This window comes from Sphingomonas fucosidasi (genome assembly GCF_036663855.1).
GTDB lineage: Bacteria > Pseudomonadota > Alphaproteobacteria > Sphingomonadales > Sphingomonadaceae > Sphingomonas > Sphingomonas faeni_B.
Genome location: NZ_JAXOJR010000007.1, coordinates 79,883 through 96,765, shown reverse-complemented (window position 1 = coordinate 96,765; position 16,883 = coordinate 79,883). Strand labels below are relative to the sequence as shown.

15 protein-coding genes are annotated in these 16,883 nt (G+C 66.4%); 5 read left to right on the top strand and 10 right to left on the bottom strand.

What is annotated here, in order from left to right:
- Positions 1–4: 4 nt before the first annotated feature.
- The 3 genes from U1737_RS13830 (at position 5) to U1737_RS13820 (ending at position 3,350) form a co-directional block, all read left to right on the top strand.
- Complete coding sequence (locus U1737_RS13830) at positions 5–1,210, top strand: acyl-CoA dehydrogenase family protein (RefSeq protein WP_332797168.1); 1,206 nt, start codon at positions 5–7, stop codon at positions 1,208–1,210.
- 106 nt (positions 1,211–1,316) lie between these two features.
- Positions 1,317–1,889 (top strand): hypothetical protein, encoded by a 573-nt coding sequence (locus U1737_RS13825; protein ID WP_332797167.1) that lies wholly within the window; start codon positions 1,317–1,319, stop codon positions 1,887–1,889.
- A gap of 51 nt (positions 1,890–1,940) precedes the next feature.
- Positions 1,941–3,350 carry a coniferyl aldehyde dehydrogenase gene (locus U1737_RS13820; RefSeq protein WP_443027135.1) on the top strand — a complete coding sequence of 470 codons (1,410 nt, stop codon included), beginning with the start codon at positions 1,941–1,943 and terminating at the stop codon, positions 3,348–3,350.
- Between the two features lie 4 nt (positions 3,351–3,354).
- Here U1737_RS13820 and U1737_RS13815 read toward each other — a convergent pair whose 3' ends face one another.
- The 3 genes from U1737_RS13815 to U1737_RS13805 all read right to left on the bottom strand — a co-directional run bounded on the left by U1737_RS13815 (position 3,355) and on the right by U1737_RS13805 (position 8,147).
- A complete protein-coding gene (locus U1737_RS13815; RefSeq protein ID WP_248523017.1) occupies positions 3,355–5,334 on the bottom strand; it encodes an ATP-binding protein in 1,980 nt (659 codons plus the stop codon).
- A gap of 1 nt (position 5,335) precedes the next feature.
- Complete coding sequence (locus U1737_RS13810; protein WP_282580527.1) at positions 5,336–6,847, bottom strand: ATPase domain-containing protein; 1,512 nt, start codon at positions 6,845–6,847, stop codon at positions 5,336–5,338.
- Positions 6,848–6,977: 130 nt separating this feature from the next.
- The gene (locus U1737_RS13805) at positions 6,978–8,147 is read right to left on the bottom strand and encodes a lactonase family protein (protein WP_248523016.1); all 1,170 of its coding nucleotides are present in this window, start codon (positions 8,145–8,147) and stop codon (positions 6,978–6,980) included.
- 337 nt (positions 8,148–8,484) lie between these two features.
- Here U1737_RS13805 and U1737_RS13800 point away from each other — a divergent pair, with 337 nt between their 5' ends.
- A complete protein-coding gene (locus tag U1737_RS13800; RefSeq protein ID WP_248523015.1) occupies positions 8,485–9,879 on the top strand; it encodes an MFS transporter in 1,395 nt (464 codons plus the stop codon).
- Positions 9,876–10,880 (top strand): helix-turn-helix domain-containing protein, encoded by a 1,005-nt coding sequence (locus tag U1737_RS13795; protein ID WP_332797165.1) that lies wholly within the window; start codon positions 9,876–9,878, stop codon positions 10,878–10,880. Before U1737_RS13800 ends, U1737_RS13795 begins: the two co-directional genes overlap by 4 nt.
- A gap of 13 nt (positions 10,881–10,893) precedes the next feature.
- Here U1737_RS13795 and U1737_RS13790 read toward each other — a convergent pair whose 3' ends face one another.
- The 7 genes from U1737_RS13790 to radA form a co-directional block, all read right to left on the bottom strand.
- Positions 10,894–11,220, bottom strand: a complete 327-nt coding sequence (locus U1737_RS13790; RefSeq protein ID WP_248523013.1) for a DUF423 domain-containing protein — start codon at positions 11,218–11,220, stop codon at positions 10,894–10,896.
- Positions 11,221–11,227: 7 nt separating this feature from the next.
- Positions 11,228–12,988 carry a cation:proton antiporter domain-containing protein gene (locus U1737_RS13785; RefSeq protein ID WP_332797164.1) on the bottom strand — a complete coding sequence of 587 codons (1,761 nt, stop codon included), beginning with the start codon at positions 12,986–12,988 and terminating at the stop codon, positions 11,228–11,230.
- Positions 12,988–13,419: an iron-sulfur cluster assembly scaffold protein gene (locus U1737_RS13780; protein WP_248523011.1), complete on the bottom strand. Its 432-nt coding sequence runs from the start codon at positions 13,417–13,419 to the stop codon at positions 12,988–12,990. Before U1737_RS13780 ends, U1737_RS13785 begins: the two co-directional genes overlap by 1 nt.
- Complete coding sequence (locus U1737_RS13775) at positions 13,416–13,982, bottom strand: CvpA family protein (protein WP_248523010.1); 567 nt, start codon at positions 13,980–13,982, stop codon at positions 13,416–13,418. The genes U1737_RS13780 and U1737_RS13775 overlap by 4 nt, the downstream gene beginning before the upstream one ends.
- Before the next feature lie 59 nt (positions 13,983–14,041).
- Positions 14,042–14,602, bottom strand: coding sequence for a YkgJ family cysteine cluster protein (locus U1737_RS13770; RefSeq protein WP_248523291.1), 561 nt, complete (start codon positions 14,600–14,602; stop codon positions 14,042–14,044).
- Positions 14,603–14,650: 48 nt separating this feature from the next.
- A complete protein-coding gene (locus U1737_RS13765) occupies positions 14,651–14,971 on the bottom strand; it encodes a hypothetical protein (protein WP_332746311.1) in 321 nt (106 codons plus the stop codon).
- 507 nt (positions 14,972–15,478) lie between these two features.
- Positions 15,479–16,849, bottom strand: coding sequence for a DNA repair protein RadA (gene radA, locus U1737_RS13760; protein ID WP_056052850.1), 1,371 nt, complete (start codon positions 16,847–16,849; stop codon positions 15,479–15,481).
- Positions 16,850–16,883: the final 34 nt, after the last annotated feature.

Genomic DNA, 16,883 nt, shown 5'->3' with positions numbered 1-16,883 from the left:
GATCATGGACTTCAAGGACAGCGACGCCGAAGCCACGTATCGCGCCGCCGCACGCACGTGGCTCGACGCGAACATCGCCGAGCACGACGCCGGCCACTACCCCGACGACATGGCCAAGGCGAAGGCTTGGCAGGCGCGTAAGGCGGCGGGCGGATACGCCTGCATCACCTGGCCGCAGGAATGGGGCGGCGGCGGTGGCACGCCGATCGAAAGCGTGATCTTCGGCCAGGAAGAGGCGAAACACGCGGTCGATGGCAGCTATTTCACGATCGGGCTCGGGATGTGCGTGCCGACCGTGATGGCCTATGCCGACGACGCGACCAAGCACCGCTTCGTCAGCCCCGCGGTGCGCGGCGACGAGATCTGGTCGCAGCTCTTCTCCGAACCCGCCGGCGGCTCCGACGTCGCCGCGATCCGCACGCGCGCGGTGCGAGACGGCGACGACTGGGTGATCAACGGCCAGAAGGTCTGGACCTCGGGCGCGCATTACAGCGACTATGGCATCGTCCTCGTCCGCACCAACCCCGACGTCCCCAAGCATCAGGGCCTGACGATGTTCTGGCTCGACCTGAAGGCGCCCGGGATCGAGATCCGCCCGATCCACCAGATGTCCGGCGGTTCGAGTTTCAACGAAGTGTGGTTCGAGGACGTCCGCATCTCCGACGCGCAACGCCTCGGGCCGGTCGACGGCGGCTGGAAAGTCGCGCTGTTCACGCTGATGAACGAGCGTCTCGCGATCGGCACGAGCGGCGGCGTCGGCCCCGAGGATATCCTCGCCTTCGCCGCCCAGGCCAACGGCGCAGACGGCCCGCTGCTGAAAGACGCCGCGTTTCGCCAGACGCTCGCCGACTGGTGGGTGCAATCTGAGGGCCTGCGCAACACCCGGATGCGGACGATCACCGCACTGTCGAAAGGTCAAGTGCCCGGCCCCGAAAGCTCGATCGGCAAGATCGTCGCCGCCAACCAGTTGCAGGCGATCGGCAACACCGCGGTCGAGGCAGGCGATCAATACGGCATCATATCCGACCCTGCGCTAACCCCGCTGAAAGGCGCGTTCCACGCCGCGACGATGTGGGCGCCGGGCCTGCGCATCGCCGGCGGCACCGACGAAATCCTCAAGAACATCATCGCCGAACGCGTCTTAGGTCTCCCCGGCGAAATCCGCGTCGACAAGGATCAGGCGTTCCGGGATTTGCCGGTGGGGGCGTAAAGCTTACCGATATTCGCGGGAACATGTGGACTAAAGTCGATCCGAAGCGATATTTCAGGGACGCGTACGCGGCGAGGCAGACGCTAAGCGACTACGGGGGGAAACGATGTCGATATTTTTGGCGCTGTTGATGGCACCGGTCGCATCGGCGGCAGACGAACGCCTCCTGCGGATGACCAAATTGTACCAAGACATCTGTCTTGTCCGCTTTCCAGATGACAAGGCCGTTGAGGCGATGATGATCGCACGTGGCGCCCGCGAACTCTCCAAGGCCGAAGTAAAGGTGACGATGCGTGATGATCCGGCACGCGCCTGGGACCTGAACGATGGCGGGGCCACGCTGTGGATCGAATATCCTCCCTTCCACGCGTGCTCCGTTCGTTGGAACGCACCGGAGATCGGTAACATGGACGCCTATCGTGCGATTGCGAACGCGTACGAAAATGCGATCGGAGGGTTCCGGCCGATGCGCCCTATGGAAGGCGATCAGGGTGACATCCACATTCATGCCATAGGCGAAGAGCGTGTACTGCCGGACAGGACGACCGAGACGCTGTTTTTCTTCGACCAGACCATCAGCGATCCGAAACGACGCGCGGCTGGCGAAACCGGCTTCTCCTTGAGGTTCGTGCATCAATATGCACCTCCCGAACCAACCGCTTCGCCTGGTCAAACCTGATACCGCTTCACCCGTCAGAGCTCTCCCAAGAGGATGCCCCCATTGACCGATATGATGCAGACCATCCTCGCGACGCAGCGCGAAGCTTTCATGGCCGAAATGCCCGTAACCAAGGCGGTGCGCCTCGACCGGCTCAAGCGTGCGGCGGCGATGGTGCGGGATAACGCGGCGCGGTTCTGCGATGCGGTGTCGGAGGATTTCGGCCATCGTAGCCGCGAGCAGACGATGATGACCGATATCGGCGCGTCGCTCGCACCGATCGCGCATGCCGCCAAGCATCTCGACCGCTGGATGAAACGCGACCGCCGCCCGGTCCAGTTCCCGCTCGGCCTGCTCGGCGCAAAGGCGTGGGTCGAATACCAGCCCAAGGGCGTGATCGGCATTATCGCGCCGTGGAATTTCCCCGTGAACCTGCTGATCGCGCCGCTTGCGGGGGTGTTCGCCGCGGGCAATCGCGCGATGGCGAAGACGAGCGAATACACCCCCGCCACCGCCGCGCTGTTCGAGGAGATCGCGCCGAAGTATTTCGCGCAGGACGAACTCGCTATCGTGTCCGGCGACGCGGAGGTCGGTAAGGCCTTTTCCGCGCTGCCGTTCGACCATCTGATCTTCACCGGCGCGACTGCGATCGGCCGGCACATCCTCCACGCCGCCGCCGACAACCTGACCCCGGTCACGCTCGAACTCGGCGGCAAGTCGCCCGTCATCCTCGGCGCCTCGGCGGATATCGCGCGCGCGACCGAACGCGTCACGCTCGGCAAGATGATGAACGCCGGGCAGATCTGCCTCGCGCCCGATTACATGCTCGTCCCCTCGGCGGACGAGGCCAAGGTCGTCGACGGCATCAAGGCCGCGGCCAGCGCGATGTACCCCACCCTGCTCGCCAACGCCGACTACACCTCGGTGGTCAACGATCGCCACCACCAGCGCCTCACCGACTGGATCGCCGACGCCCGCGCGAAGGGCGCCACGGTCGAGGTCGTGAACCCCGCCGACGAGGATTTCGGCGCCGCCAATTCGCGGAAAATGCCGCTGCACATCGTCCGCGACGCGACCGACGACATGATCGTCATGCAGGAAGAGATCTTCGGCCCGGTCCTGCCGATCCGCCGCTACGACGGCATCGACGACGCGATCGCGCAGGTGAATCGCCGCGACCGCCCGCTCGGACTCTATTATTTCGGCAGTGACGAGGCCGAGCGCCGCCGCGTGCTCGACCGCACGATCTCGGGCGGCGTGACGCTCGACGACGTGATCTTCCACGTCTCGATGGAGGACCTCCCCTTCGGCGGGAGCGGACCGTCCGGCATGGGCGCGTATCACGGCATCGACGGCTTCCGCACGTTCAGCCACGCGCGTGCCGTCTTCAAGCAATCGAAGCTCGATGTCGCCAAGCTCGCCGGGCTCAAACCCCCGTACGGCGCGGCGGCGGCCAAGACGATCGCCCGCATGATCCGCTGAAGGCCTAGTCGACCGCGCGCAGTTTCGGCCGCCCCGCCGGCGACTGCCGCAACAATTCGTCGACCCGCGCGGCCAGATCGACCTGGCGAAACGGCTTGGCGAGCCGGGGGATGTCGTCGGGCACGTCTTCTCCCGCCGCCGCATACCCGGTCACGAGCAGAGCCGGCATGCGGATACCCGACGATCGCAGCTCGCCGATCAACTGGCCGCCGGTCATTCCCGGCATCAGGTAATCGCTGACCAGAATGTCGGCGTCGACGCCCGATCGGATCGCCGATAGCGCCTGGCTGGCCGATGCCATCTCGACGACGACATAGCCGATGTCGCGCAGCATGTCGGCAGTTGCCGCACGAACGAGATCCTCGTCGTCGACCAGCAGCACTTTTGCGCCGCGCCGGGCCTGGACCGGTTCCGGTGAACTCTCGATCGTGTCGACCGGCGCCTCCTCGGTCGCGGGAAGCCATAACTCCACGGCGGTTCCCGCGCCCGGCTCGCTCGTCAGGCGAAGCGTGCCGCCCGATTGCGCGGCCAGGCCATGGACCATCGACAGCCCAAGTCCGGTGCCCTTGCCGACACCCTTGGTCGAGAAGAACGGTTCGGTCGCACGCGCCAGCGTCGCACGATCCATCCCGGTCCCGGTGTCCGCCGCGGTCAGACGGATATAGCTTCCCGCGGCCAGACCGATCAGGTTGCGATCGTCGACCACCGACTGGCTGACCGACAGCGTCAGGCGCCCGCCGCCCGGCATCGCGTCGCGCGCGTTGATCGCCAGGTTGAGCAACGCGAGTTCGAGCTGGTTCGGATCGACCCGCGCCGACGACAGATGGCGTGGCACTTCGAGCACGACGGTGATCGATGGCCCCAGCGAGCGCCGGATCAGGTCGACCAACCCGTCGATCAGCGCGCCGATATCGACCGCACGCGGCTGCAATGCCTGCCGCCGCGCGAACGCCAGCAAGCGCTGCGTCAGCGTCGCGGCACGCTCGGCGGCCTGCAACGCGCCCCCGATCATCCGCTGCGTCCGCTCGTCGTCCTTGTGTCGCCGCCGCATCAGGTCGAGGCTGCCGACGATCGGGGTCAGCAGATTGTTGAAGTCGTGCGCGACGCCGCCGGTCAGCTGGCCGATCGCATCCATCTTCTGCGCCTGGGCGAGTTGCGCATCGGCTTCCTTGCGATCGGTCACGTCGGAAACCACGCCGGACATCCGCACGGCTGCGCCCTCCGCATCGTGGAGCACGCGCCCCTTGAGGACGATCCAGCGCTTGACGCCATCCGCCGCGGCGATGCTGCATTCGAGATCGAGCGTCCCGGTCTGCCACGACTCTTCCAGCGTACGCTTCACCGCTGCGCGCTGCTTCGGATCGACCTGGTTCAGAAACGCTTCGAGGTTCCACACCGCCACCCCGTTCGGATAGCCGAAGATGTCGTCATGACGCTGCGTCCGGCGTGTCTCGCCGGTCTTCAGGTCGAAGTCCCAGCTGCCCATCCCGGCCGCCTCGAGCGCGATCTCCAGGCTCTCGCGCGCCGACCGCAATTCGGCGGTGCGATCCTCGACCGCGCGCTCCAGCGTCACCGCGACATCGCGTAGTTCATATTGCCGGCCTCGCGCCGTCAACGCCGATCGGATCGCGCCGAGCATCGCCTCCGCATGCAGGGGCCGTTCGAGCAGCACGACGTTGCCGAGATCGCTGAGCCGTTGCGTCGCGTGCAACGTCCGCGGTGTCTTGGTGCCGTTCGTCAGCACGACGAACGGGATGTCCGCCCAGCTCGGTTGCGCGGCGATCCACTCGGTCAGCGCGGTCGAATCCTCGGCCGTCAGCGCCTCCTCGGTGAGCAGCACCGCGCCGGCCGCAACCTTCAGCTCCCGGAGCAGCACCGCCTGATCCTCGCAGATCTTCGAAACGATCGAATTCCTGTCGAGCAGGTCCGCCGCGATCGCCGCATCGCGCCCGCGTGGCGCGAGAATGAGGACGCGGTCCTCCATGTCAGAGAGTGGTGCTCTCGGTCCCGTTCCGGCTGGCCATGAGTGTCGTTCCTTCACCGGAGAATGTCGGCACGCCGGTCAGGACGCCCTGGAAATGCCGCAGCGGTTCACCAACGTGCAGCCCGCTACCACCGATCTGAAACTCCCGGATCGTCCTTTCGTGCCGTGCGGTACGCGTCTTGATCACCGAAATCGCCTGCCGCACTTCGCCATGTGCTTCGAAATAGCGCAGCTGGACGATCGTATCGGACAGATAGCTAAGGTCGACATCGGACCGGACGTCCCCGGTGATCCCGTGCAGCCCGAGGATCAGCAGGCTGACGATGCCCTTCTGGCCGAGATAGGTCAGCATCTCGTGCATCTGCAGGATCAGGAACTGCTCGTTCGGCATCGCTTGCAGGTACGCGTTCAGGCTGTCGATCACGACGACCTTGGCACCGTGCACCTCGACCGCCGCGCGCACCGCGTTCGAGAATTCCCCCGGCGACATTTCGGCAGGGTCGATCGCGCGCAACAGCAATTGCCCGCTGTCGACGAACGGCGCCATGTCCATGCCCAGCGCGGCACTTCGCTTGAGCAACGTCGGCAGCCGCTCGTCGAACAGGAAATAGGCCGCGCGCTCGCCGCGCTTCAGCGCTGCGATCATGCTCTGCACTGATGCGGTGGTCTTGCCGACGCCCGCCGGGCCGGTCAGCAGCGTGGCCGTGCCGGGAATGAGCCCGCCGCCGAGCAAAGCGTCGAGTTCGTTCGACCCGGTCGACATCGCCTCGTCGGAATAGGGATCGCCATGCTCCGACGCGACCAGCCGGGGATAGACGCACAGCCCGCCACGCTCGATCTCGAAGTCGTGATAGCCGCCGCGGTACCGCACGCCGCGCATCTTGACGACGTGCAGCCGACGCCGTTGCGCACCGAACCCGGACAGCGTCTGCTCGAGCGACACCACGCCGTGGGCGATGCTGTGCAACTGGAGATCGCTGCCGCTGCCGCTCTTGTCGTCGAGAAACAGCACGGTGCAATCGCGTGTCGAGAAAAAGTGCTTCAGCGCTAGGATCTGGCGACGATAGCGGATCGGGCTCTGCGCGAGCAGGCGAAGTTCGGACAGGCTGTCGATGACGACGCGGGATGGCCGGATCTCGTCGACCTTCGCCATCACGGCGCGGATCGTCTCGCCGAGTTCGACCTCGCTCGGGTGCAGTAACGTCTGTTCGTGATCTTCGCTGAAGCCGTCAGCGGGGACCATCTCGAACAGGACCAGCGGATCGAGCGACCAGCCATGCGTCTTGGCTACCGCGCGCAGTTCCACCTCGGTTTCGGCGAGCGTGATGTACAGGCCGATCTCGCCGCCCGCCAATCCGGCAAGCAGGAAACCCAGTCCCAGCGTGGTCTTGCCGGTGCCGGGCGTGCCCTCCACCAGATACATCCGGTCCGGGGTAAGCCCCCCGTTGAGAATATCGTCGAGCCCTTCGATCCCTGTCCGTGCCAATGTCGGCAGGTCGTCGTCTTGTGCCAATTGGCACTCCTTCCTATCGCCCGGCGCGCTAGTATCGGGCGCCAAGACCGGATTCACATAGGATATTCCGCCGTATTTGCAAAGGCGTACGACATTTGCGACGCGGCCGATCCTGATATGCCCCGCGCGTCTAGGCCGGCCGACCCAGGAACACGATGCCCGGCACGGACCGGGTCTCGCCGGTCGGCGTCAGACGGCCATCGCCGGCCACCCGGAATACCGCCAGCGTCCCAGACCGCTCGTTGCCCACGACCAGCCGCCGCTCGTCGTCGAGCAGCACGAAGACGCGCGGCCAGTGCCCACCGCTGGGACTATGCTGGAGCAAGGTCGGGGTGCCCGCGGCATCGAGCGCGAACACCGCGATGCTGTCGTGTCCGCGGTTCGAGACGTACATCCGCCGACCCGCGCGATCGATCGCGATGTGCGCGGCCTGCGACGCGCCGGCATGGCCCTTGGGCAAGGTCGAGATGCTGTACCGCGTCACGAAACGCCCGTCCGTGCGGGCGTCGAGCGTATACAGCGCGTTCGACAGTTCGCAGACGACATAGGCCAGCGCCAGTCGTGGATGCCGCGCCATGTGTCGCGGTCCTGCCCCCGCCGGCGCCTGCCATGCGACCAGCGGTGCCGCCACGGTCCGCGCCCGTGGATCGAACCGATAGGCGAAGATCGCGTCGGCACCTAGATCGACTGCGTGCAGCCAGCGCCGGTCGGGACTGAACCCGACCCAATGCGCGTGCGGTGCCTCCTGCCGGTCATGATTCCGGCCGCGACCGCTGTCGGTTTGCGCGCCGATCTCGACATCGGCATGGCGGAACACCCCGGCGGGTGTGGGCAGGCCCGTGCGGCGGTCGAGCTGGTAGAACGCGACGCTGCCGCTCGAATAATTCGCCACCGCGAGACAGGCGGATCCTTGATCGAGCGCGAGATGGCACGGGTCGGCGCCGCCGGTCGACACCGTCGCGCGGCGAGCCCAGCCGGCCGCATAGACCGACAGTTCGCCCTGCGCCTGTTCGCGGACCAGATACCAGCTGCCGCCGGGACCACCGCCGATCCCGAACGACGCGTCGACGATGTCGCCGACCGGCGTACCGATCTGCCACCGATCGGCCGCACCGGTGATCGGATACAGCCCCTTGCCACCTTCGCGCGCATAGGTGCCCGCCAGCAACGCCGGCATGCGGCCTGCGGTCCCGGCTTTTGCCGCCGCCGCTCCCGCTGCGATCGGCAAGGCGAGGGTCGTGCCCATCGCACCGAGCCCCATCGTGCCTAGCATCGTCCGTCGCGTCATTCCGTCGGTCATCCGGCCCTCCACCTTCCCGCATCCTCTTCGTGCGTTCCGTCAGTATCGGTCAACCCTGCAGACAGGGCACGCCATGAATTAACCATAAGGACTCGATGTGGCGGCCTCGTAAGATAGGAAATCCGGCGCCGGCTATAATCCAGTGGAGCGACAGTCCCGATCGGATATTGGCATGAGCGAGTTTGGTTCAAATTGGACGTTTCGATGTCTTGATGAAGACCCGGTCGGGCATCCTGCCATTGAACAGGTGGCTGCGAGGATTTTGCCATCACTTGGGGCGCATTATTGTGAGCGCACGTGATCCGCCGATGGTCGCTTTGCGCCACCACCGAACGGCTTGACCGCTGGCGCTACCGGAGCCAGATCCTTCACAATATTGGAAAAATTGAACGCCTCGGGGGCGCGACTCATCAAGCGTATCGTCACCGTATTTGCGACACTTCACTGTCTGGCCTTCATCGATCGCACCATGATCGCGGGAGCGCTGCCGTTGATGCGTCTGGATGTTGCGATGAGCGACGCCCAGGCGGGTTGGATAGTCGGGACCGCCTTCGCGATACCGTATGGAATTACCGCGCTCACGCTGGCGGCAGTCCTCCGTGGGCGACAGGCATCGATCGGCTGGTTGATAGGCGGCGTGGTCGTCTGGACCACAGCGACGCTCGTGACCGGCACTGCACAGTCGAGCGCCACACTGACGGTGGCGCGCGCCGGGCTCGGGATCGGTCAGGCCATGTTCGTGCCAGTCGCGATCGCCTGGCTCGTCGACACAGCCGGCACTAACGATCGAGCGCGTGCACTTTCCCTCTTTACCAGCGGATCGACGATCGGGCGAAGCACGGCATTGTTGACGGTCGGCGCCTTGCTGTCGGCATTGGCGGTCATGGCGCGCGACGCCCCCGGAAGCCTGCTTGGCGATGTCGCACAGTGGCGATGGCTCTTCGTGATCACGGCTCTGCCTAATATCATCATGCTTCCACTGCTCGTCAGTATTCGAACGCCGACACGCGACGCGCTGGCCGCCCGTGCCGCCGATCGCCCTGATCCAGATCCGCCGCGCGGTCCGCGGGACGCTTCAGTGTCTACCGAGGTCCATTGGTGGACATTTGCGCTGTTTTTGGCAGCGGCGATCATGCCCATTCTTTTGATCCAGGCGATGGGCGCCTGGCTGCCGACCCTGTTTGTGCGCGATCGCGGCCTGCAGCCCGCTCAGGCGGCAATCCTTCTGGGCGCGATCACATTGTTTGCTGCACCCGCGGGTCAGCTTGCGGCCGGCTGGCTCATGACCCGTTATGCGTCGTGGCATGGTCACATCCCGGCGATCATCCTGGCCGGGCTAGCCACGGCGTTGTTGCCGCTGGCGGGGCTGATCTGGGCTCCCGGGCTGACTGGCGCGGTTATCGGCGTCGCGCTGACAAACCTCATCCTGGGGATCGCGTCGTTCTGCGGACTGTTCGGCGTCCAGTTGCTAAGTCCGGCCGCGACGCGCGTTACCGTCAACGGCATTTTCCTTGCCCTCGTCACGCTCTTCGGTGTCGGGGTCGGACCGCTGCTGACAGGCGTATTGGCCACGATCGCCGGCACTGGCACGGCCGGTACCAGTATCGCTACCGGTGCCACCGGCGGGGCGCTCGGAACCGCATTGTTCGCGACCGGCGTCATCGCCAGCGGCGTCTGCGGCCTCGCGGCGGTGGCGGTGCGGCACCGCTATCGCCAGCAGTACGCGGCATGACGAGTCACGAAACGCCCGAACGGGTCGCGTTCGACAGCGAAGCGTTGCCGCAGGACCAGCGAATGGATCGCTACCGCGCGCTGTATGCAATCGGCGCCGATGTTACGCAGGTCGGCCCGAATCCGCGTGCGGCATTCGAGGCATGGCGGCTGGATCGAGCACTGCTCTACAACCGACGGCTCAACGATATCAGCCATAGTCGGGGCGAACAGCGCGTGGGCCGCGATGGGTTCACGCACTGGACGGTCACTCTGGTGTTCGAAGGTCTGTTGCAGATCGACCTCGGCGATGGCGTCCGCAATATCAACGCCGGCGAGATCGTCCTGATCGATGTCAGCCGAGCGACGCGCAACATGATGCGCGATGCGCGGATCGCGACGCTTGCGATCGCCGAGGACCGGATCGAGGAAACCGTAGGGCCGATCGGCGGTCTTCATGGCCTGGTGCTCGCAGCCGACCACTGCCGCCTTTACGCCGATTTCGTCCGGTCGCTGTTGTCGAACCTGCCGATGATGAAGACCTCGTCGTTACCGGCGGCGACGTCCGCCCTGTGCACGCTGTTGAAGGTCGCTCTCGAAGCGCATGGCCTGCACGACGCGGTCGTCGAAGCGGGCCGCGACGGGCGGCGGCTCGGCCAGCTTCGCATGTTGATCGATGGGCGGCTGGGCGATCCTGGTTTCGATGCCGAGACGGCGATTGCGGAAAGCGGCGTCTCGCGCGCAACGCTCTACCGATTGCTGCGACCACAACAGGGGATTGCAGCCTTCATTCTCGCACGTCGGCTGGAACAGGTTCGACGTGCGCTCTCGAAGCCCGCCGAACGACGGTCATTCGCGGAGATCGCGATCGATGCGGGTTTCGTCACGGAAAGCCATGCCAGCCGTGCGTTCCTGGCCCGATACGGGCTGCGTCCCGGTGGCTATCGGTCGGCGATCGCAACCGCGATTGCGGAAACGGACCCGATCGAGCAGATCCGGTTGTGGCAGCAGGAACTACGCTGAAGGCCGGCTACCGCTAGGTCCTCGCGCTCCATGCGAGCCACAACCATCCGCCGATCAGCAGCGCGCCACCGATCGGCGTGATCGGGCCGAGCCAGCGCCCGCCGCCCATCGCCAAGCCGTAGAGCGATCCCGCGAACAGCGCCCCGCCGACGACGAACAGCCACGCTGGTCCGCGCGCCTCCATCCGGATCGCGACCAGCGCCGCGACGACGTGCACCAGCTGGTATTGCGCACCGGTTTTCAGCCAATCAGCCGCCGGCCCGCTCGCGCCGTGTGCTCCGAACGCCCCCGCCGCGACCGCGATCGCGCCCGACAAGGCGGCAAGTATAGCGATAATCATGACGGGATCATGTCGCGTCGTTCCCCCATGGAAAGCGTTCGGCGGTCTCGGCCCGCGCCGCGCGCATGTCGCCAGAATCGATCTGGAGCTGCAACCGCTCCTTGTCTCGCGCGCGGTACATGTCCTCGGCACGATCGATGTCCGCGCTGGCGACGCCCAACCCGTCCATCGCCAGCCGCGCCATCTTCACCGCCGATTCCAGCACTTCGCGGACGACATACGAGGCCGACGTGTTCTTCAGCTTGACCAGTGCGCGGCGGTCGAACGCACGGACATAGATCGCGGCATTCGGGAACGCCTCGTGCACGCCTTCGATGGTATCGGGTTCGAGCTGGTCGCCGTCCATGCAGAAGCAGATCAGCTCGGCCTCCGCCGCGCCCGCCTGTCGCAACAGGTCGAGCCGCGTGCCGTCGCCGTAATAGACCTTGGCGCCGAACTCGCCGGCGATGTCGATCATCTCGATATCCGTATCGATCAGCGTCACCGGAATATCCTGCGTCAATAGCATCTGGCCGACGGTCTGCCCGAACCGGCCATAGCCGACGATGATCGCGTTCGAGCCGTCGGTCTTGGGCCCGTCGCGCTCCTGGTCCTTGGCGAGCGGCTCGGTCCGGAAGCGCTTGGTGATCCCCATCAGGAACGGCGTGGTCGCCATCGATAGCGTGATGATCGCGCCGAACAGGCTCGCCGCCTGTGGTTCGATCAGCAGCCCCGCCTGCGCCTGCGCGAACAGCACGAAGCCGAACTCGCCGCCCTGGCTCAGCAGCAGGCCAAGCGCGAACGCCTGCCGCCAGGTCATCTTGAACGCCATGCCGATCAGCATGATCACGCTCGTCTTGGTCAGGATCAGCGCCGCGGCCATCGCCATCACGAAGACCGGGCGCTCGGCGATCGCGTTCAGGTCGAGCACCATGCCGACCGCGAGGAAGAACAGCCCGAGCAGGATCGAACGGAACGGCTCGACATCAACCTCCAGTTCGTGCCGATACGGGCTGTCCGCGAGCATTACGCCGGCGATGAACGCGCCGAGCGCGGTCGAAAGCCCGAGCCATTCCATGATGGCGGCGCTGGCGATGACGGTGAACAGCCCGGCGAAGACGAACATCTCGCGCTCGCCGAGATTGCCGATCAGGCGGAAGAACGGGCGGAGCAGGAAGCGCCCGGCGATGATCAAGCCACCGACCGCGAGCACCGTGTAGATCGCCAGCAGCCACCCCGGCGGCGCGTTGGCGTCGGCCGGATTGCGGCTCATCGCTGCGACGATCGTGATCAAGGGCACGATCGAGAGGTCTTGGAACAGCAGGATCGAGAAGGCGCGTTCACCGAACGGCGTCCGCATCCGGCCCGACGAGCGCAGCATCGGCAGCACCTGCGCGGTCGACGACAAGGCGAGCGGGAGGCCGAGCGCGAGTGCGGCGGGCAGCGAGAACTTCGCGCCGATCCACACGATCGCGGTGATCGCCAGCCCGCAGACCACGACCTGCAACAGCCCCAGCCCGAAGATTTCCTCTTTCATCCGCCACAGCCGCGACGGATTGAGTTCGAGCCCGACGATGAACAACAGCAGCGTGATGCCGAGTTCGGCGAACCCGAGCTTCGACTCCGCATCGCCGACCAGCCCGAGGACATGCGGCCCGACGACCGCGCCCGCGACGAGATAGCCCAGCGTGGCACCCAGCCCGAGCCGCCGGAACAGCAGCACGAACATGAGGCCGAACCCGAGCAGTACGACACCGTCCCGCAACAGCGACGGCGACGCCTCGGCCATCAGACTTTCGCCTTTGCAGCGGTATCGGCGGCCTCGGCCGCGGCTTCGAATGCGAGCCGGATCGAGGGGTGACGCGCGGTGTAGTCGAGCGCGGGGGTGAATATATCCATTCCCGGCCAATCGGGCGCATCGCCCTCGCGCGCAAGCCATGCGGTCAACGCATCGCGGGTCGCGGCGAGTTCGGCGGGGGTGCGGCCGAGGATATTCGCCGCGAGCAACGACGACGATGCCTGGCCGAGCGCGCAGGCGCGGACCAGCAGGCCGACCTCGCTGACCCGCCCAGCATCGTCCACCGCGACGTCGATCGTCACCCGGCTCCCGCAGATCGGCGAGCGTTTCTCGGCGGTCGCCATCGGCTCGGGAAGGCGTTCGTGATGCGGGATCGTGGCTGCGAGGCGCAGGATCTCGGCATTGTAGAGGGGAGCGCTCATGACTTCGGCTCGCTTGCGTTATCGGATCTGGAAGGCGGGGTGGTTGCGCCGAAGACGGGTTTGCCACGACGGCGGCGGTCGACGAAATCGGCGATGCTCGCGCTGGTCGCGTTGAGCAGCGGATAGGTGCGCGACGTCGTCATCCAGCCGGGCCGGCGCGAGGCTCCGCCGCCCATCGTGTCGATGACCAGCGTCGCGAGCAGGAAGACGAGGCTGGCGAGAATCAGGCCCTTCAGCGCGCCGAACCCGAAGCCAAGCGCACGGTCGACCGGGCCGAGGATCGAGGTCCGCGTCCGCGCGCCGATCGCGTTGGCGACCAGCCGCCCACCGATATAGGTGACGCCGGTGATGATCGCGAACGCGAGCACCGCAGCACCGCCGACCGTGCCGACAACCGGCGATAGCGCGGCGGCGAGCGGGATGTGGAACAGCTTCAACATCGCCACCATCGCCACCCAGGCGAACATCGACAGCACTTCGGTCACGAACCCGCGGACCAGCCCCAGCACCGCGGACCCGGCGACGGCGATCAGGACGACGATGTCTAGGGCAGTGAGGTTCATGCGCTCTGGAATAGGGACGCAGGGGCCGAACCGCTAGTGCATGCTGCGACCGACGCGTCCTAGCGGTTCAAGCCGAACACGCCGTAGCGTTCGCGCCATGCAGCGACTTCGTCCTGCAAATGCGGAGGTGCAGCCTCTCCGGAGAGGACGAAGCGGGCGACGTCGGTGTCGGGATGCATCAGCATTTTCTTCGACCCGTCGCTGAACCAGACCGGGACCAGCTGGTCGCACACGCTGTCGAGCACGGTCGCCGCCATGCCGTTCGCGATCGCGTCGCTGCCGGCGAGCACGCGGACGTTGATCGATACGCCTTCCAGGCAATTCTGCGGTTTGTTGACGAAATTGAGCGAGACGAGAAGCCCGGACCGGTCGGGCCGTGCTTCGTCGGGCAAGCTCGCGACCCGTCGCCAGGCGCAGAACCAGGTTCGGCAGATGCGCGGGCGGACGGCATGGATGCCGCAGCCCTGTTCGCAGAGGTGGATACACGGCGTGCCAGCGGGTTTAGCGAACTCGGGCGTATCGACGGTCAGTTCGGTGCAGCACGCGGTGCAATCGCCGCAGCTCCGATCGGGCAGGATCGGCCCCAGCAGCGTGGTTTCCAGATCGGCTTGGGGCTGCATCTGCGCGCGCGGGTCCGTCGGGGTCGGGGTGTCACGCCGATCCACGGTTCAATTCCCTTCGGAATCCACCGTGAAGACCATCGGCTTGCCGCGCGACATCGGCTCCCACCCCGCGGCCAACGCCGCCCGCACGCCGCGAGCGATCGTCGCGTCGTCGATCTGGAGCCGCCCGCGCGGCAAGCCCTTCAACAGGCGTTTCGGCGCGGGGAACTCGAGCAGGGCTTCGCGTTTGGCATCGTCCTGCAACAGCGAGATCGTCATGCCCTTCCAGCCATCGGCATCCGTGTGTTGCGGCTCGCGCTGGAGGTGCCAGTCGTATCGGGTGCCGTCGACCTCGACGGTACCGGTGTTGCTTTTGGTGTTCGACATGCTGGCGTCATAGCATGGCTGGCGTGAGAGGCCATGCGTTCGGGTTGTCGGGGATTTGCGGGTTGGGGATGCCGTTGTGTGGGTTCGACCACCCGGTGCCTGGCAAACGCAGTTAGTGCACCACCCCGGTACCGCACCACCCCGGTACCGCACCACCCCGGTACCGCACCGCCCCGGCACCGCACCGCCCCGGCACCGCACCGCCCCGGCACCGCACCACCCCGGCGGAGGCCGGGGCCCAGTTGGGGGACGCTGCTGGCGACCGTTGCGCTTGATTACCACGACCTTTCCACCTGGGCCCCGGCCTCCGCCGGGATGGGGCTGGAGCTATTGGGTATCAGTGCCAGACGAGTCCACGATGACGCGGTACGCTGGATTGGAACGCAGCCACCCCGATCGGACCGACCGCACGGTCCCAATACGATCACCACCGTTGCCCTGTTCTCCCGCGAAGGCGGGAGCCCAGTCTGGGTCCCCGCCTTCGCGGGGAAACACGGTTTGGATCGCCTACCCACGCCCCATCATGTGATCGACGAACGACGCCAGCGTCTTGAATCCCGAGAGCTTCATTCCGCTCTTCTCCCCCGTCATCGACGCCGGCACCAGCGCGCGCTCGAAGCCGAGCTTGCTCGCCTCCTTCAACCGCAGCGGACCATGCGCGACGGGGCGGATCTCCCCCGACAGCGCGACTTCGCCGAACGCCACCGCGTCGACCGGCACCGGGCGCTCCGACATCGCCGAGATCAGCGCAGCCGCGACCGCCAGATCCGCCGCCGGATCCTGGACACGGTAGCCGCCGGCGATGTTGAGATAGACTTCGGCGTTGGAGAAACTCAGCCCGCACCGCGCCTCCAGCACGGCCAGGATCATCGCGAGACGCCCGGAGTCCCAGCCGACCACTGCGCGCCGTGGCGTCGCGCCGGACGCCAATCGCACCGTCAGCGCCTGGATTTCGACCAGCACCGGCCGCGTGCCCTCCAGCGCCGGGAACACCGTCGCACCGGTCATCGCATCGTCGCGGTGCGTCAGAAACAGCGATGACGGATTGCCGACCTCCGCCAGCCCCTCAGTCTGCATCGAGAACACGCCGATCTCGTCGGTCCCGCCGAAGCGGTTCTTGATCGCGCGGAGGATCCTATACTGGTGGCTGCGTTCGCCCTCGAACGACAACACCGTGTCGACCATGTGCTCCAGCACGCGCGGTCCGGCGATCGAGCCGTCCTTGGTGACATGCCCGACCAGCACCACCGCCGTCCCGCGCTCCTTGGCGAACCGGATCAGCTCCTGCGCCGAGGCACGAACCTGGCTGACCGTCCCCGGCGCACCCTCGATCAGGTCGGAGTGCATCGTCTGGATCGAATCGATGACCAGCATCGCCGGCGGCTTGGTCTGCAAGGTCGTCAGGATATCGCGCGTCGACGTTGCCGCCGCCAACTGCACCGGCGCGTTGCCCAAGCCCAGCCGTCGCGCGCGCAGGCGGACCTGGTCCGCCGCTTCCTCGCCCGAGACGTACGCGACCGACTGCCCCGCCAGCGCCATCTTCGCCGCTGCCTGCAACAGCAGCGTCGACTTGCCGATCCCCGGATCGCCGCCGATCAGCGTCGCCGAGCCCTCGACGAAGCCGCCGCCCAGCGCGCGGTCGAGTTCGGCAATGCCGGTCGCCATCCGGTCGGGCAGCTTGATCTCCGCATCAAGCCCGACCAGCTGGATCGCACGCCCCCCGGTCTGGAGATTATGCTTCGAATGGAACGGCGTAGCGGCGGTGTTCGCCTCCTCGACCAGCGTGTTCCACTCGTTGCAGTCGGCGCATTGCCCCGCCCAGCGGTGCGACACCGATCCGCAAGCCTGACACACATAACGCTTCTGGGGTTTCGCCATGCCCCGATGTACGAGAACGATACGGGAACATCAA

Bases quoted from the DNA above. Each gene is read 5' to 3' on its own strand.
- U1737_RS13830 (WP_332797168.1), top strand. From the start codon at position 5: ATGGACTTCAAGGACAGCGACGCCGAAGCCACGTATCGCGCCGCCGCA.
- U1737_RS13825 (WP_332797167.1), top strand. From the start codon at position 1,317: ATGTCGATATTTTTGGCGCTGTTGATGGCACCGGTCGCATCGGCGGCA.
- U1737_RS13820 (WP_443027135.1), top strand. From the start codon at position 1,941: ATGATGCAGACCATCCTCGCGACGCAGCGCGAAGCTTTCATGGCCGAA.
- U1737_RS13815 (WP_248523017.1), bottom strand. From the start codon at position 5,334: ATGGAGGACCGCGTCCTCATTCTCGCGCCACGCGGGCGCGATGCGGCG.
- U1737_RS13805 (WP_248523016.1), bottom strand. From the start codon at position 8,147: ATGACCGACGGAATGACGCGACGGACGATGCTAGGCACGATGGGGCTC.
- U1737_RS13795 (WP_332797165.1), top strand. From the start codon at position 9,876: ATGACGAGTCACGAAACGCCCGAACGGGTCGCGTTCGACAGCGAAGCG.
- U1737_RS13790 (WP_248523013.1), bottom strand. From the start codon at position 11,220: ATGATTATCGCTATACTTGCCGCCTTGTCGGGCGCGATCGCGGTCGCG.
- U1737_RS13785 (WP_332797164.1), bottom strand. From the start codon at position 12,988: ATGGCCGAGGCGTCGCCGTCGCTGTTGCGGGACGGTGTCGTACTGCTC.
- U1737_RS13780 (WP_248523011.1), bottom strand. From the start codon at position 13,419: ATGAGCGCTCCCCTCTACAATGCCGAGATCCTGCGCCTCGCAGCCACG.
- U1737_RS13775 (WP_248523010.1), bottom strand. From the start codon at position 13,982: ATGAACCTCACTGCCCTAGACATCGTCGTCCTGATCGCCGTCGCCGGG.
- U1737_RS13770 (WP_248523291.1), bottom strand. From the start codon at position 14,602: ATGCAGCCCCAAGCCGATCTGGAAACCACGCTGCTGGGGCCGATCCTG.
- U1737_RS13765 (WP_332746311.1), bottom strand. From the start codon at position 14,971: ATGTCGAACACCAAAAGCAACACCGGTACCGTCGAGGTCGACGGCACC.
- radA (WP_056052850.1), bottom strand. From the start codon at position 16,849: ATGGCGAAACCCCAGAAGCGTTATGTGTGTCAGGCTTGCGGATCGGTG.